General features: G+C 40.5%; 14 protein-coding genes and 1 pseudogene. 10 read left to right on the forward strand and 5 right to left on the reverse strand.

Annotation, left to right across the window (positions count from 1 at the left end):
* Nucleotides 1–429: 429 nt before the first annotated feature.
* The 5 genes and pseudogenes from ACJJVX_RS17115 to ACJJVX_RS17135 form a co-directional block, all read right to left on the reverse strand.
* Nucleotides 430–653, reverse strand: a pseudogene (locus ACJJVX_RS17115) (hypothetical protein); the annotation flags it as partial.
* Nucleotides 654–752: 99 nt separating this feature from the next.
* Nucleotides 753–1,265 carry a hypothetical protein gene (locus tag ACJJVX_RS17120; protein ID WP_405632593.1) on the reverse strand — a complete coding sequence of 171 codons (513 nt, stop codon included), beginning with the start codon at nt 1,263–1,265 and terminating at the stop codon, nt 753–755.
* 133 nt (nt 1,266–1,398) lie between these two features.
* Nucleotides 1,399–1,875 carry an FKBP-type peptidyl-prolyl cis-trans isomerase gene (locus tag ACJJVX_RS17125; protein ID WP_054206346.1) on the reverse strand — a complete coding sequence of 159 codons (477 nt, stop codon included), beginning with the start codon at nt 1,873–1,875 and terminating at the stop codon, nt 1,399–1,401.
* The gene (locus tag ACJJVX_RS17130; protein WP_054206345.1) at nt 1,872–4,286 is read right to left on the reverse strand and encodes a Lon protease family protein; all 2,415 of its coding nucleotides are present in this window, start codon (nt 4,284–4,286) and stop codon (nt 1,872–1,874) included. Before ACJJVX_RS17130 ends, ACJJVX_RS17125 begins: the two co-directional genes overlap by 4 nt.
* Nucleotides 4,287–4,365: 79 nt before the next feature.
* On the reverse strand, nt 4,366–4,824 hold the full coding sequence (locus ACJJVX_RS17135) for a hypothetical protein (protein ID WP_054206344.1): 459 nt from the start codon (nt 4,822–4,824) through the stop codon (nt 4,366–4,368).
* A gap of 184 nt (nt 4,825–5,008) precedes the next feature.
* Here ACJJVX_RS17135 and leuS point away from each other — a divergent pair, with 184 nt between their 5' ends.
* The 10 genes from leuS to ACJJVX_RS17185 are packed head-to-tail and all read left to right on the forward strand — an operon-like array spanning nt 5,009 to nt 15,646.
* Nucleotides 5,009–7,597, forward strand: a complete 2,589-nt coding sequence (gene leuS, locus ACJJVX_RS17140; protein WP_054206343.1) for a leucine--tRNA ligase — start codon at nt 5,009–5,011, stop codon at nt 7,595–7,597.
* Nucleotides 7,598–7,599: 2 nt separating this feature from the next.
* Nucleotides 7,600–8,094, forward strand: a complete 495-nt coding sequence (gene lptE, locus ACJJVX_RS17145; protein ID WP_054206342.1) for an LPS assembly lipoprotein LptE — start codon at nt 7,600–7,602, stop codon at nt 8,092–8,094.
* Nucleotides 8,094–9,131 carry a DNA polymerase III subunit delta gene (gene holA / locus ACJJVX_RS17150; protein WP_054206341.1) on the forward strand — a complete coding sequence of 346 codons (1,038 nt, stop codon included), beginning with the start codon at nt 8,094–8,096 and terminating at the stop codon, nt 9,129–9,131. Before lptE ends, holA begins: the two co-directional genes overlap by 1 nt.
* A 16-nt stretch (nt 9,132–9,147) precedes the next feature.
* Complete coding sequence (gene nadD / locus ACJJVX_RS17155) at nt 9,148–9,783, forward strand: nicotinate-nucleotide adenylyltransferase (protein WP_054206340.1); 636 nt, start codon at nt 9,148–9,150, stop codon at nt 9,781–9,783.
* 53 nt (nt 9,784–9,836) lie between these two features.
* A complete protein-coding gene (gene rsfS, locus ACJJVX_RS17160) occupies nt 9,837–10,154 on the forward strand; it encodes a ribosome silencing factor (RefSeq protein ID WP_054206339.1) in 318 nt (105 codons plus the stop codon).
* A gap of 36 nt (nt 10,155–10,190) precedes the next feature.
* Nucleotides 10,191–10,661 carry a 23S rRNA (pseudouridine(1915)-N(3))-methyltransferase RlmH gene (gene rlmH / locus ACJJVX_RS17165; protein WP_054206338.1) on the forward strand — a complete coding sequence of 157 codons (471 nt, stop codon included), beginning with the start codon at nt 10,191–10,193 and terminating at the stop codon, nt 10,659–10,661.
* 9 nt (nt 10,662–10,670) lie between these two features.
* Nucleotides 10,671–12,554, forward strand: a complete 1,884-nt coding sequence (mrdA, locus tag ACJJVX_RS17170; RefSeq protein ID WP_405632600.1) for a penicillin-binding protein 2 — start codon at nt 10,671–10,673, stop codon at nt 12,552–12,554.
* A complete protein-coding gene (rodA, locus tag ACJJVX_RS17175; protein ID WP_054206336.1) occupies nt 12,551–13,654 on the forward strand; it encodes a rod shape-determining protein RodA in 1,104 nt (367 codons plus the stop codon). Before mrdA ends, rodA begins: the two co-directional genes overlap by 4 nt.
* On the forward strand, nt 13,654–14,433 hold the full coding sequence (locus tag ACJJVX_RS17180) for a septal ring lytic transglycosylase RlpA family protein (RefSeq protein WP_405632603.1): 780 nt from the start codon (nt 13,654–13,656) through the stop codon (nt 14,431–14,433). Before rodA ends, ACJJVX_RS17180 begins: the two co-directional genes overlap by 1 nt.
* 52 nt (nt 14,434–14,485) lie before the next feature.
* A complete protein-coding gene (locus tag ACJJVX_RS17185; protein WP_054206334.1) occupies nt 14,486–15,646 on the forward strand; it encodes a serine hydrolase in 1,161 nt (386 codons plus the stop codon).
* Nucleotides 15,647–15,890: the final 244 nt, after the last annotated feature.

Here is a 15,890-nt window from a genome sequence, read left to right on the forward strand (position 1 = left end):
TTGAGAATTATTTAAGCTGGTTTAGGTTTATGGAAGATAACACTGAGTATTCAGATCAAACATGGATAAAAGAGGCATTATGATATGAATTTTTAATACCCACACTCAACTACAACATAGCCCTATATATACAGTCATTTATTTTTGGAGATTCCCCCTATGAAGTCACCTTTTTTAACTATGATTTCGGAACAAATGTATTTAAAGCGCTATGCTAAAATTGGATAAATAAACTAGACAGCCACTTTAATTGAGCAAATAAAACTGCGCTACTAAGTTTACTATTTTGGGCTAAAAACTTATCTCTTTTTATATCATAACCCGCACATCGTTCATTAAGCGAGCGCCTATCACTGTTAAACCTAAATTACGCGCATAAAAATAACCGCATAATTGCAGTTCTAACTTTTTTACTGGGGACTTTTAACTTTATGCCAGCAGCTTTTCGCTGTTGCTGACGTTGCTACGCCGTTTTCTGTTCAAGTGTTCACAGTAACTCTTTTATGAGGTCGTCCTACCCACTGCGCCATGAAATACGCGAGTAAATTCCGTGCTCAGTTTTCTGGTGAAATATTGACTCTTTCTAGTAAAGGTAAATGTGTACTTTCAATATACCCGCGCTTGCCTTCTCGTATACAACGCCCTGTTAATTCATGACCTCGAAAAATAATCTGGTTAATAGGATCTCCACATACCCATCATACGCGTTTGGTTTATAGACATTGCAATAGTGGACATATACTAATTACGCCCTAGTCATTGTCTCGTTTTTTCATTTCAGTGACGATCATTTCTATCATTTGTCGCTTTATAGCCGCTTGCTCAGTTTGCATTTCGCCCAACTGCTTTACCAATAAGTCTATTTGCGCTTGCTGTTGGCTATTTTTATATTTTTTAGCGCCAATGTGCTCTACTTCAACAGTAAGGCTTTGCTCTAATGAGCTTACCTGTACGTCTGTAAATTGGGCTTGTGAGCTTTTAAGTTGTAAGTGGCGCTGAATGGGGTTTTGGTTTAATTTATTAATTTGTTCTTGGAGCACAGTAATTTTTTGGGCGAAATTTTCATAGATTTTTTCGAGATTTTTATATTGCTCACCAAAGCTAACATCGTCATCGCTATACTCTTGCGCTTTATCATCTAAAAACTCAGATAAAATATACGCTGGCTCTTCTTCGTCTTGCTGTTCTTTCTTTTCGAGGTGCATTTCGTAGCGGCTTTTGTAACCTTGCGCTTCAGGGGGGGTGATTACGGGTAATATTTTCATTATTTCATCCTTAAAATAACCAAAGTGTTAGTTGGTTCTATATCGACATAAAATAAAAAAACTTGAGGAAAAAGAGTCCGGCTTGGTAATGTCACCAAGCCTAGGGCGTATTTTATATAAAGGGATAATTATTCTAAGATTCTATTTTCAGTAACTCTACTTCAAATATTAGTAACGAAGCGGGTGCAATGCTGCCAACTCGCTTTTCGCCATACGCTAATTGGTGTGGAATAAAAAAGGTGTATTTATCCCCCTCACCCATCAGCTGCAGGCCTTCTGTCCAGCCTTTAATAACTTGGTGTAAACCAAAACTAATTGGGCTATTGCGATCAACCGAGCTATCAAAAACACTGCCATCAATTAAAGTGCCGTGATAATGCACATTTACCATACTAGTTGGGCTTGGTTTTGTTTCGCTACCACTGCTATGAATTACTTTATATTGCAAGCCAGAGGCCGTTTGTTGCACCCCTTCCACTTTGCTGTTAGCAACTAAGAAATCCGCTTCAATTTGCGCATTAACGATTGCTTGTTGCTTAGTTTTTTTACTGTTTCTAAAAATAAAAAAGCAGAGTGTGACGATCATCATCGCCAATATAATGTTGATCATGATTCTTCTTTCTCGTCTTCTTTTTCGTCACTGTCGCCATTAACAATATCAGCAATATCATTTAAACGTGCTAAAGCAATGCCGTTAACTGAGTTTTCAGGGTATTGACCATCTCGTAGGTCACCCGCTTCCATATTCATTAATACATTAAGCGCTTGATCAACGGTCTCTACAGCATAAATATGAAACTTACCCAACTCAACAGCAGCCAATATTTCATCATCTAACACCAAGTTAACTTGGTTTGATTTTGGAATAATAACGCCCTGTCCAGATGTTAAACCACGCATTTTGCATAGCTTAAAAAAGCCTTCGATTTTTTCGTTCACACCACCAATGGCTTGCACATCACCATGTTGGTTTATTGAGCCAGTAAGCGCAATTGATTGACTAAGAGGCAAACTAGTAATAGCCGATATAAGTGCGCATAGCTCAGCTAACGATGCGCTGTCGCCGTCAATGTAGCCGTAGCTTTGCTCAATAGCGATATTTGCACTGAGCGTTAGGCTAAATTGTTGCGCGTATTTATTACCTAAGTAACCGGTTAAAAGCATTACACCTTTAGAGTGAATAGCTTTGCCCAGTTCAGCTTCGCGTTCTACGTCAATTACACCATCGGCACCGGCGTAAACCGTTGCCGTAATACGTGCTGGTGTACCAAATGAAGTATCGCCAATATGTAATACCGTTAAACCATTTACTTTACCCACGGCTTGGCCGTCGGTTGCAATTAATGTGTGGCCTTCTTTAATATCGCTGAGCATATTTTCACTGATCTGCCCGGTGCGGTATTGCTTGCCTTCGATAGCTTCATCAATGTGGTGCGCGTCAATTAAGGTTAAATTATCTTGTTTGGTATAAAAGCTTGCTTCAGCCACCAGCTCCAGTACATCAGCAAAACGCGCAGATAGTTTATTATGATGCTCTGCTTGGCGATAACTAAATTTAAGTAATCGTGCCATTGCCTCATCTGTTAATGTGCATTTTAACGTACCTTGGCAATATTCAATCACCTTGGTAATAAATTGGTATTGCAACTTATCACTGCTTGGCAAGTAATAATCAAAGTCTGCAAGCACCCTAAATAACTCAGCAAATTCTTCATCGTATTCACCTATGGTGTAATACAAATCACGTGAGCCTAACAGAATAATTTTTACATCAAGCGGAATAAGCTGCGGGCGCAGTGTAAAACTACTGCCTACAGCGTTATCTTGGTATGGTAAATCATTTTTAATTTGGTGGGTTTTAAGTGATAGCTTTAAGCCATCCCACACCAATGGATTTGCCATCACTTTTTCAGCGTCCATAATTAAATAGCCGCCATTAGCGCGATGCAATGCCCCAGGCTGAATTGAACGGTAACTGGTTATAAGTGAACCTTGCGACGCTGCATATTCTATTTTGCCAAAAATGTTGCCAAAGGTTGGGTTGGGTTCGTACACCACTGGTGCAGCATCCCCTTCTTTAAACTCGACTAAAATATTGGGTGCAAAAAAGTCAGTAAGCATGCCTTTACGGTCAAAATCTTCTTTGTTTTCGTCGCTTTCGTCTTCATCATCGAGCCACTCAAGCACCGCGTCGATAATTTCTACGCGAATATCTTTTAAATAACGCAGTACACCTATGTGAGCTGCGTATTTATGTTCAAGATCTTTTAATAATGGTTTTGTGGCAAGCTCTGCCGTAGACTTTTTCAAGTTACGTAGTTTTTCAGACGACTCACGCTTCCAACGTGGCAACTCTATAAGCGCTTCTATTAAAGCATCTTCAAGTTTTTCAATTTTTTCGTAAAACTGTTCTCGTAGTTCGTCATCCAGCGCGGCAAATTCAGCGTCACTGAGCTGTTTTCCATCTACAAGTGGTGCAAAACCAACAACACTTTTTTCTTCAATTAAGGCAACACTTTGCTCAAGCGCAGCGACTTCCACTTCGGTAATGGCGGCATCGTATGCATCGTTAAATTCACGATCGATTTTCTTCTTCTTACGTTGATACGCAGGATTATCAAATGCAGCCGGAAAGGTATCAAGTACTTCGTCGATAAATGAGTCAATGTCGTCAGCTAACTGCTTGCTTTGCCCAGCTTGTAAAAACATAGCAATGGGTTCACGGTGATCATCGTAATTATTAACATATAACCATTCATTTGGAGTCGGACGACCTTTACTGTGCGCTTGAAGCTTATCTTTTACAAGCGTGAAACGCCCATGAGCGGCCTCCCCCATTACATATACGTTATAGCCGGGAAGCTCCATTCCTAATGAAAAATCCAACGCACTTTGAGCACGTTGCTGACCTATAAAAGTCAACGTTTCGGGATATGGATTGCTCATGCACGTTTGTACATGATTAAGTGAAATGGTCGGCGCAAGGGCAGACACAGGTAATGGCAACAGTTTCTTCGTCATTCTAACTTCTTTTTATACCAACATATTCGCTGATTTTTAGGTTCTACACAGGGCCAACATTCACCCTATATAAATGTATTTAGGGCTGTAGTGCCTTACGGCTAAAGTAGATACCATCACACTTTGTACACGCGCTAATTTGCGTTGCATGGTAAATATCATAACTATGGTTACAATTCTTACATACTAATGTGCCCATTGCTATCCATTCACCTTGGTGATACACCCCATTGTGCTTAAAATCTTGATTTAATGCTTGCCATTCAAGCTGAGTTTTATCTTCAATATGTGAAAGTTCATACCAAAAAGACTCTTTAAGCTCTTGCCATGCGAGAGAGTCGTAGTGTTTTTCGTGCTGTTGAATGTGATCAATATCGCGCTTTAGGTATTCACGATACAAAATGAGTTTTTCTTGACCTAATTGCTTAAGCGCTTGTTCGGATTCTACAAAGCGGTTAATTGCGGCTTTAACTTCATGCTCATTGACGTCTTTTAACCAGGCACTTAAATCAGTTAACCATGCTTTATAATCAGCCATAATTTACTCCTGCAAAATTGTGTTTAGCGAGCCTATACCCTATACGAGTATAGGTTAACCTGCCCTGAAAACTAATTTAGTGATGATTTTATAAAATCCGCCGATTTGACGCTGTAATTAGTGTTTTTTTTGGGGTATCCTAACGACAATTTTTTATTAGTTTGCAAGAAGTCTGGAATCGTAGATGCAAGAGCAATATAACCCGCAAGATATAGAGTCAAAAGTCCAAGCCTACTGGGAAGAAAACCAAGTATTTAAAGCCACTGAAGACGAGAGCAAAGAAAAGTATTACTGCCTTTCTATGTTCCCATACCCAAGCGGCCGACTCCACATGGGTCATGTGCGTAACTACACCATTGGTGATGTTGTTTCTCGCTTCCAACGCTTACAAGGCAAAAACGTAATGCAACCTATGGGTTGGGATGCGTTTGGTCTTCCTGCAGAAAATGCGGCAATTAAAAATAAAACAGCCCCTGCAAAATGGACTTACGAAAACATTGATTACATGCGTACTCAACTTAAGCAATTGGGTTTTGGTTATGACTGGGATCGCGAAATTGCAACTTGTCACCCAGATTATTACAAGTGGGAACAATGGTTTTTCACTAAGCTATACGAAAAAGGCTTAGTATATAAAAAAATGTCAACGGTTAACTGGGATCCAGTAGATCAAACAGTACTTGCTAACGAGCAGGTTATTGATGGTCGCGGTTGGCGCTCTGGTGCAGTTGTTGAGCAAAAGGAAATTCCACAGTGGTTTATTAAAATCACTGACTACGCACAAGAATTACTTGACGATTTAGATAAGCTAGAAGACTGGCCTGAGCAAGTTAAAACGATGCAACGTAACTGGATTGGCCGCTCTGAAGGGCTAGACATCGAGTTTACACGCACGGATAACAACGAAAAATTCAGCGTTTATACGACGCGTCCAGATACATTTATGGGTGTAACTTACCTTGCAGTTGCAGGCGCACACCCAATTGCACAAGAAGCGGCTAAAAACAGCGATGCTATCGCTATGTTTGTTGATGAATGTAAAAACACCAAAGTTGCTGAAGCAGATATGGCAACAATGGAGAAAAAAGGCATCGCAACAGGCTTTTTTGCCACTCATCCATTAACAGGCGAACAAGTGCCTATTTGGGTTGCTAACTTTGTATTAATGCATTACGGCTCAGGCGCAGTAATGGCAGTACCGGCGCACGACCAACGTGACTTTGAATTTGCGACTGCTTATGGCTTAGATATCAAGCAAGTTATCGCACCTGCTACAGGGTCAGATCTTGACGTTAATTTAAAAGAAGCCGCTTTCACTGAAAAAGGCGTACTTGTTAACTCTGGTGAATTTGACGGCCTTGATTTTGAAGGCGCATTTAACGCTGTTGCCGATAAACTTGAAGCACTGGGTGTGGGTGAGCGTAAAGTAAACTTCCGTCTGCGTGATTGGGGCGTTAGCCGCCAACGTTATTGGGGCTCTCCAATCCCTATGCTAAGCGACGAAGAAGGTAACGAATTAGCTGCAACTGAAGAGATGCTACCGGTACGCTTACCAGAGGACGTAGTAATGAATGGTGTTACATCACCAATCAAAGCTGATCCTAACTGGGCAAAAACCACCGTTAATGGTAAACCTGCATTTCATGAAACAGATACCTTTGACACCTTTATGGAATCATCATGGTACTACGCTCGTTACTGTAGCCCACGCCACGACGAAGGCATGCTTGATCCCGCGGCTGCAAACTACTGGTTACCAGTAAACCAATATATTGGTGGTATTGAGCACGCAATTTTGCACTTATTGTATTCGCGCTTTTTCCACAAATTATTACGTGACTTTGGCTTGGTAAACTCAGATGAGCCATTTGATCGCTTACTATGTCAAGGCATGGTGCTTGCTGAAACTTTCTATCGTAAGGATGAAAAAGGCGGCGACATTTGGATATCTCCAAGTGATGTAAATACTGAAACCGATGAAAAAGGCCGCGTTACTAAAGCATGGCATAAAGAAGACGGCGAGCCAGTATTCTCATCAGGCATGAGCAAAATGTCTAAGTCAAAAAACAACGGTATTGACCCACAGCAAGTTATTGCTCAATACGGCGCAGATACGGTACGTTTGTTTATGATGTTTACCGCACCACCTGAGCAAACACTTGAATGGTCTGATACGGGTGTTGAGGGCGCACATCGTTTTATTAAACGTGTGTGGAAATACGCGGTTGATGTAAACACGGTAGGTTTCCAAGCACTCGATAAAGCAGCCTTAAACAACGAGCAAAAAGTGCTACGTCGTGAACTACATAAAGCCATTGCAAAAGTGACTGATGATGTTTCACGTCGTCAAACTTTCAATACGGCCATTGCTGCAATCATGGAAATTTCCAACAAATTGTTAAAAGCGCCATTAACTGACACCCAAGATGTTGCGATTGCTAATGAAGCACTTGAAGCATTGCTAATTATGCTTGCGCCAATCACTCCGCATTTGTCACATCAATTATGGCAAGAGCTTGGTAAAGAAGGCGATATTTTAGATGCATCTTGGCCTGTTGTGGATGAGTTAGCACTTGTTGAAGATGAAAAATTAATCATCGTACAAGTAAACGGCAAACTACGCGCTAAATTAACCGTCCCAGCAGATGCAACTAAAGAACAAGTAGAAGCACTTGCTTTTGCCGAATCAAACGTGACTAAGTTTACTGATGGCGTAACTATCCGCAAGGTTATTTATGTACCAGGTAAACTACTTAACGTGGTTGCTAACTAATTATGGCAGCATTTAATGCCATTAAAAACGGACTAGCCTTAGCGCTAGTCTGTTTTTTGTTATCAGGCTGTGGTTTCCACTTAAAAAAAGCATCTAGTTTACCTGATGACCTAACCACCTTAACATTAAGCGGTGATGACGAAAGATCTGCGTTATTTGCCATGCTTGATAAAGAACTCACCCTAAGTAAAGTTGAGTTACTGTCTGCCCCTAAAAAAAATGTTGCTCAGCTGTATTTATTTAAAGATAGCTTATCGCGTCAAACGTTATCGCTATTTAAAAATGGTCAAGTAGCTGAGTATGAATTAGCTTACAGTGTACGTTATTTAGTTAAACGTCCAGGTCAGCAAGCAATTGAAAAAAGCTTTGAACTTTATCGTAATTATCAGGACGACCCTGATAACGCGTTAGCTAAAGCAAAAGAATTCGATTTGCTGCTCAACGAAATTCGCAAACAAGCGAGCCGTAGAATTGTCAGAGAGCTTGCTCAACTGTAATGCGACTTTACGCTAATCAACTCTCTGGCCAATTAAACAAAAACCTACACCCATTTTATTTGGTGTTTGGTGAAGAGCCATTTCAAGTTGCACAATGTGCGCAACAAATTCGTACTGCTGCAAAACAGCAAGGTTTTGATGAAGTAATTAAACTCACCTTAATGCAGGGCTTTGATTGGCAAGAATTAGTAGCTCAATACCAAAGTATGTCGTTATTTAGTGCCCGCACGTTAATTGAACTTGATCTTAATTTTCAAAAGCCTGGTATTGTTGGCAGCCAAACATTTAAACGTTTGGTTGAATTGAGTAACCCCGATACGGTATTAATAGTGACTGGCGCTAAAGCCAGCCAAGATATTCAACGCAGTGCGTGGTTTAAAGCATTAGATAAACAAGGCGCATTTGTACCCTGTTACCCGCTTACGGGAAACCACTTATCGCGCTGGCTTGATGACCAATGCTATCGCTTAAAAGTAAATATGCAGGCCGATGCAAAAAAAACACTACTTGATGCCACTGAAGGTAATTTATTAGCCTGTTTTCAAGAGCTCGAAAAGCTGTCGTTACTATATTCAAGTGAGCCAATAAGCCAACAACAGGTATTACAAGGGCTACTTAATCAAGCCAAATTTGATATTTTTGATTTAAGTGATGCACTCTTACAAGGTAATGCTCAGCAAGCAATTAAAGTACTCAACAAACTCGCAAGCGATAATACTGAAGCTGTGAGCATTTTATGGACTGTGAACAAAGAAGCGAATACTTTACTCAGCTTGCAATTAGGCTTACAACAGGGTGAACAACTGGCAGCCTTATTTAAACAAAAAGCTATTTGGAAAAATCAACAAGTTCCGGTTCAACAAGCACTTAATCGCTTATCAATTCAAACGCTTGAGCATATTATTTTGTTACTTGCGCAATTTGATGCCAGTTATAAACAAGGTCACTTAGTAAGGCCTTATCAAGCACTTGCTCATATTTGTTTGGTATTTTGCCAACCATTGGCAATGCCTCTGCCAGCACATCCACTCAATTAATCATTAGGATATAAAGATGATTGCGCTGTTTGGCGGTACTTTTGACCCTATTCATTTAGGCCATATTAATATGGCAAAACACTGTATTGAAGAATTTAATTTAGATACTTTGTATTTTATGCCATGCGCACTGCCTGCTCATAAAGCCGCACCAGGTATCAGCACTGAGCATCGTATTGCAATGCTAAATGCGGCTATTGCGCCCTACCCTTTTTTTGAACTTGATTTACGCGAGTTAAATCGCACTGGGCCTTCTTACACTTTATTAAGTCTGCAAGAATTACGCGCAGAATACCCAAATAAACCATTGCTATTTTTAATTGGTATGGATTCATTTAATAGCTTAGATAAATGGTTTGAATGGCAAACCATTACCACACTTTGCCACATTGTGGTGTTCCAACGTCCAGATCTTACGTGTAGCGCAAGCGACGCGCTATTGGCTTACAAAAAATCAGCACTTTGCACCGATATTAAAGAGCTTACAACACAGCTTGGCGGAAAATTATACTTTTTACCCGGTGAGGAGCATGCAATTTCATCAAGTGACATTCGCAGCGCCATTAAAAATAATAAACATTTCAATGAACTTCTTCCCCATAGCGTGTGTCAGTATATTCAATCACATCAGCTTTATCTAAGTGATGAATAAATACCAGTTGCGTGATAAAATAACAGCTATTCACTTTTAAATGAGATAACACCTTGGATACGAAACAACTACTCGCCTTTGCAATAGATAAAATTGACGATATGAAAGCACGTGACATAGTTAATATTGATGTAAGCGAAAAATCAGATATCACAGACTACATGGTTGTGTGCTCTGGTACTTCTAAGCGCCATGTATTGTCAATTGCTGATCATTTAGCAAAAGAAGCTCGTCACGCAGGTCAAGAGCCTTTAGGTTATGAAGGCCAAAGCGATGGTGAATGGGCTCTGATTGATTTAGGCGATGTAATCGTACACGTTATGCAAGATCAAGCACGTAGCTATTACGACCTCGAAAAACTATGGGGCTAAGTGCCACTTAATTTTAACTGAGCTTGGATGTAACACGTGAAAATACAAATGATTGCAGTTGGCACTAAAATGCCAGCATGGGTAGAAACTGGCTTTGCACAATACCAACGTCGTTTTCCTAAAGATATGGCCTTAGAACTTATTGAGATCCCAGCTGGAAAACGTGGCAAAAATGCCGATATCAAGCGTATCTTGCATATTGAAGGTGAAAAAACCTTAGCTGCTATTCCCAAAGGCAATCGTATTGTCACCCTTGAAGTAACAGGTAAAGCACTTGATACTCACCAATTAGCAAAAAGCATGGAAAAGTGGCAACTGGATGGCCGCGATGTGAGTTTGCTAATTGGCGGCCCTGAAGGTTTGGCGCCAGAATGTATCGCAGCCTCAGAGCAAAAATGGTCACTATCAAATTTGACCCTACCGCATCCGCTGGTAAGAATTATTGTTGCAGAAAGCTTATATAGAGGCTGGAGCTTAAACAATAACCACCCATATCACCGCGAGTAACATTTACTCATGCTCAAAAAAAGGCCCACGATCCGAGACCACTCAGCAGAAGCTAATCTGTTTGCTCGTCGCGCATTTGTGGGTTTTGTTTTTGTAACTCTACTGGTCGCGGTTTTACTTTCTAATTTATACACTATTCAAGTTGATGATCATCAAGATTATCAAACGCGTTCAAACGATAACCGTATTAAAGTTATCCCTATCGCCCCAAATCGTGGCTTAATTTATGACCGTAACGGTGTATTACTCGCAGAAAATAAACCGGTCTATAATTTAGAGGTCATACCTGAAAACGTTGATGACCTTGATGCGTCACTGGCAGCTTTAACACAATTTATAGATATTTCAGAGCAACAAAAAAATGATTTTCTCGATGATATAAAAAATAATCGTCGCTTTAAAAGCCAAGTACTCAAGGCGCGTTTAAATGAAGAGGAAGTCGCTAAGTTTTCAGTTAATCAACACAAATACCCCGGTTTTAGTATCGAAGCTCGCTTAGCGCGTTACTACCCCTTTGGCGATACTCTTACGCATGCACTCGGTTATGTTGCAAAGCTTAATAAAAAAGAACTTTCTAAACTTATATCTGAAGATCAAGGCACTAACTATCGCGCAACTCACGATATTGGCAAGCTTGGCATTGAAAAATATTATGAGCGTTTATTACACGGCCAAGTAGGTTCACAGCGCGTTGAAGTTAATAACCGTGGTCGTATTATTCGCACATTAAGTATGACTGCACCTGAACCGGGCCACGATCTTGTACTAACGCTTGATATAGGTTTACAACAAATAGCTCAACATACTTTAAAAGATATGCGTGGCGCTGTTGTTGTTATGGATGCAAAAGATGGTGGGATACTCGCACTGTATTCAAATCCTAGCTATGACCCTAATTTATTTGTACATGGTATCAGTAGTAAAAATTATAAAGCACTATTAAACCCTGATCGCCCTTTAATAAACCGCACGACTCAAGGACGTTACGCCCCAGCTTCAACTGTCAAACCTCATATGGCAATTTTAGCCTTAGAGGAAGGCTTAGTCACTGAGCACACCAAAATGTGGGACCCTGGTTTTTTCCAAATACCTAATGTTGAGCACAAATGGCGAGATTGGAAGCGCTGGGGTCATGGCCATGTTGATGTCTATAAAGCCATTGAAGAATCATGCGATACTTATTTTTATGATGCTGCCTATCGTTTAGGGATCACAAAAATTAGTGATTTTATGGCGCAGTTTGGTTTTGGTGATTTAACGGGCATAGATATCCATGAAGAAACCACCGCTATTTTACCATCTAAAGAGTGGAAAGAAGGCCGTTTTAAAGAGTCATGGTGGCGTGGTGATACAATTTCTGTTGGTATTGGTCAGGGCTATTGGACAGCAACCCCCATTCAAATTGCTAACGCAACAAATATACTTGTTAATAAAGGCGAACATCGCCCACCTCACTTGGTACAAGTGGCAAAACAAGAAGACCAAGTAACACCGATTATAAATGAAGAAAAACCACCTGTTATCCTCAAGGATGCAAAGCATTGGCAAATAGCATTAGATGCAATGCATAACACGGTTCATAAAACGACAGGCACAGCTCATAAAGCATTCAAAGGTGTAAATTACGATCCTGCTGGTAAAACAGGCACCGCGCAATTAGTGAGCATTGCTCAAGGTGAGCGTTACGATGCTGACGCGATAAAAGAACGCCACCGCGACAACGCTATTTATATCGGCTTTGCCCCGTATAATGATCCACAAATTGTCGTATCCATTGTGGTTGAAAACACCGGCGGTGGCAGTAGCGTTGGCGCACCGATCGCTCGACAATTAATGGATTACTATTTTTCAGCTAACCCCGTTAACCTCCTTAGCAATACAGGCCAGCAATGAAATTAAATGACAAGCGCTCTATTTGGGACAAATTGCATTTAGACTTGCCGTTACTGCTTGCCTTAATAGCTATGATGGTCGCCAGTTTAACAATTGTTTACAGCGCCAGCGGTCAAGACATGGCAATGATGGTTCGCCATGCTACACGTATGGCGGGCGCTATTATTGGCATGTTTATTTTAGCCCAATTCTCCCCCGCTACACTTAAACGCCTCGTCATCCCCTTATATTGTTTAGGTCTATTGATGCTTGTAGGTGTACTACTTTTTGGCGTCAGTTCAAAAGGCGCACAGCGCTGGCTTGATTTAGGCATTACGCGCTTCCAACCATCTGAACTAATGAAAATAGCAGTGCCTATGATGGTTGCGTGGTACATAGGTCGAAATCACTTACCACCGAGAGCATTGCATTTAGTTGTCGGCTTTACCATCGTGATGCTTCCAACATTACTTATTAAAGAGCAACCGGATTTAGGTACCTCTATATTAATCGCCAGCTCTGGTGTGTTTGTGTTATTTTTATCTGGATTAAGTTGGCGGCTTATCGGTTTTTTAACCGCTTTAGTCGCACTTGCGGCATGGCCATTTTGGCATTACGGCATGCACGCTTATCAAAAGCAACGCGTGTTAACGCTGTTTAATCCTGAGAGCGATCCGCTTGGTTCTGGTTATCATATTATTCAATCAAAAATAGCCATTGGTTCAGGCGGCATTGAAGGCAAAGGCTGGTTGCAAGGAACTCAATCACAATTAGAATTTTTACCAGAGCGCCACACTGACTTTATTTTTTCAGTACTCAGTGAGGAGTTTGGTTTATTTGGCGTGTGCTTGCTGTTATGTATGTACCTATTTATAATTGGTCGAGGCTTATACATTGCCGTTAATGCGCAAGATGCTTTTGGCAAGCTATTAGCCGGTGCACTAACATTAACATTCTTTGTTTATATATTTGTTAACATTGGTATGGTCTCGGGCTTATTACCTGTTGTTGGCGTACCTCTGCCATTAATAAGTTATGGCGGAACATCCATGGTCACACTCATGGCTGGATTTGGTATTATTATGTCAATCGCCACGGATAAAAGGATGCTATTAAAATAATGCTTACGACGATTAAATCCTTTAGCATATCGCTTATCATTATAACCTTAACGGCTTGTAGTAGTTCAGGCAGTAAAACGGACCACAGCAGCCGTTATAGTATGCGTCATGACTCAGCACCTTTGCGCCCGCCTACACAACTTGAAATGCAAAATGCAGTCGTCACAGCTGTGACTAAAAGTGCCAGTGCAGGACGGCCATACACTGTTCGTGGGAAAGGTTATACGCCGATGCTTGATGAAACAGGTTACAGCGAAGAAGGCATCGCGTCATGGTATGGCCGTAAATTTCACGGCTACCATACCTCAAACGGCGAAGTCTATGATATGTTTGCTATGACAGCTGCGCACAAAACATTACCCTTACCAAGCTTTGTCAAAGTCACCAATACCAGCAATGGTAAGTCGGTTATTGTTCGTGTAAACGATCGTGGCCCTTTTCATGATGACCGCCTAATTGATTTATCTTATTCAGCCGCCTATAAATTAGGGTATTATCGTCAGGGTACAGCGAGGGTTAAGATTGAAGCGATTACTATGGCGGATTCGACTCTTCGCTTAAGTTATATTCAAGTGGCTGCAGGAAGTACATTAAAAAATATTGAAGCGTTAGCATATACGCTGCGCCAGCAATACGCTTTACCAACGAGTATTGTAGAAAAAGATAATATTTATCGACTTCGCTTAGGTCCAATTAAGGATGCAGAGCAAGCTCAGCAAGTACTTGATAAATTAAAACAGAATCAATTTCAAAACGCGTTCTTGCTTTACAGTCAATAAGACCTTTAGAATGAGAAACGCGAATCTTTAACTTTAACCATTAATGAGTATGATGAAATCTATTAAATACAAAATTATAAGCGGAATGTGTGGCTTAGTTTGCTCAGCTGCCATTTTCTCAGCGACCGCTCAGGTCATGCCTGCACCTCCTCAAATTAATGCAAAAGGTTATTTCCTTGTTGATTTTACTACCGGTAAAGTAATCGCTGAGGGCGAACCTGATACACGTCTTGCGCCTGCTAGCTTAACAAAAATGATGACCAGTTATGTGATCGGCACTGAAATTAAAGCCGGTAACATCGCCCCAACGGACATGGTGACTGTTAGTGAAAAAGCATGGGCTAAAAACTTCCCTGAATCATCAAAAATGTTTATAGAAGTCGGTAAACAAATCAGCGTTGAAGATTTAAACCGTGGCATTATTATTCAATCGGGTAACGATGCCTGTGTTGCAATGGCTGAACACATTGCTGGCAGCGAAAGTGCCTTTGCTGATCTAATGAATGCGCATTCTGAAAAATTAGGTATGAGCAACACGCATTTTATCAATAGCCATGGTTTAGACACCAACGAGCATTTTACAACACCACGCGATATGGCCACACTAGGTGCTGCACTTATTCGTGATGTACCAGATGAATATGCTTTTTATGCTGAAAAATCATTTACCTTTAATGGTATAAAGCAATATAACCGTAACTCACTGTTATGGGACGAAAGTTTAGATGTAGACGGCATTAAAACGGGGCATACATCAGAAGCAGGTTATAGCTTAGTAACCTCAGCGACTAAAGATGAAATGCGCTTAATTGCTGTTGTTATGGGTACTTCAAGTGAACGTGCTCGCAAAGTAGAAAGTAAAAAATTACTTAACTACGGATTTCGATTTTTTGAAACAATCACACCATATAAAGCCGGCGATAGTTTTGCTGAACAACGCATTTGGATGGGTAATAAAGAAAATGTATCGCTGGGTATTTTAGTTGATACACCGATCACAATTCCACGTGGCCAACGTAAAAATTTAAAAGCAGACTTTAAACTTGATAAAGTTCTAGAAGCACCACTGGCTAAAGGGTCTACAGTCGGCACTTTATCTTTAAAGCTTGAAGGCGAAGAAATTGCACAGTATCCTCTTGTAACACTTGAAGAAGTTGAAGAAGGTAGCTTCTTTAGCAAAATCTATGATTACTTACGTTTACAAATCATGTAAAACGTAACGAAAGAATATAAGCGCCTTGCACTGCAAGGCGTTTTTTTTTACTTTAAAAATGGTAGAATGCGCCCCATATCTAACCCGCAAGTAACCTGTAAGTAAATTGTATTGCGTAAATAGCCATTGATGGCGTCAAAAAATAATTTTTCACACCAAAATTTTTTAATGATAGCTTTGTTATAATTAAAATTATTGTGTAATACATGATTTTTTGCTACTTCGGATCAGTAATGTCTTAATA

It is taken from the genome of Pseudoalteromonas sp. Ld20 (assembly GCF_045064175.1).
Taxonomy (GTDB): Bacteria; Pseudomonadota; Gammaproteobacteria; order Enterobacterales; family Alteromonadaceae; genus Pseudoalteromonas; species Pseudoalteromonas neustonica.

What these genes read in the sequence shown, in the direction of transcription:
- ACJJVX_RS17120 (WP_405632593.1), bottom strand. Translation starts at nt 1,265, where the DNA reads ATGAAAATATTACCCGTAATCACCCCCCCTGAAGCGCAAGGTTACAAA.
- holA (WP_054206341.1), top strand. Translation starts at nt 8,094, where the DNA reads ATGCGACTTTACGCTAATCAACTCTCTGGCCAATTAAACAAAAACCTA.
- leuS (WP_054206343.1), top strand. Translation starts at nt 5,009, where the DNA reads ATGCAAGAGCAATATAACCCGCAAGATATAGAGTCAAAAGTCCAAGCC.
- nadD (WP_054206340.1), top strand. Translation starts at nt 9,148, where the DNA reads ATGATTGCGCTGTTTGGCGGTACTTTTGACCCTATTCATTTAGGCCAT.
- ACJJVX_RS17185 (WP_054206334.1), top strand. Translation starts at nt 14,486, where the DNA reads ATGAAATCTATTAAATACAAAATTATAAGCGGAATGTGTGGCTTAGTT.
- ACJJVX_RS17130 (WP_054206345.1), bottom strand. Translation starts at nt 4,286, where the DNA reads ATGACGAAGAAACTGTTGCCATTACCTGTGTCTGCCCTTGCGCCGACC.
- lptE (WP_054206342.1), top strand. Translation starts at nt 7,600, where the DNA reads ATGGCAGCATTTAATGCCATTAAAAACGGACTAGCCTTAGCGCTAGTC.
- ACJJVX_RS17135 (WP_054206344.1), bottom strand. Translation starts at nt 4,824, where the DNA reads ATGGCTGATTATAAAGCATGGTTAACTGATTTAAGTGCCTGGTTAAAA.
- ACJJVX_RS17125 (WP_054206346.1), bottom strand. Translation starts at nt 1,875, where the DNA reads ATGATCAACATTATATTGGCGATGATGATCGTCACACTCTGCTTTTTT.
- mrdA (WP_405632600.1), top strand. Translation starts at nt 10,671, where the DNA reads ATGCTCAAAAAAAGGCCCACGATCCGAGACCACTCAGCAGAAGCTAAT.
- ACJJVX_RS17180 (WP_405632603.1), top strand. Translation starts at nt 13,654, where the DNA reads ATGCTTACGACGATTAAATCCTTTAGCATATCGCTTATCATTATAACC.
- rodA (WP_054206336.1), top strand. Translation starts at nt 12,551, where the DNA reads ATGAAATTAAATGACAAGCGCTCTATTTGGGACAAATTGCATTTAGAC.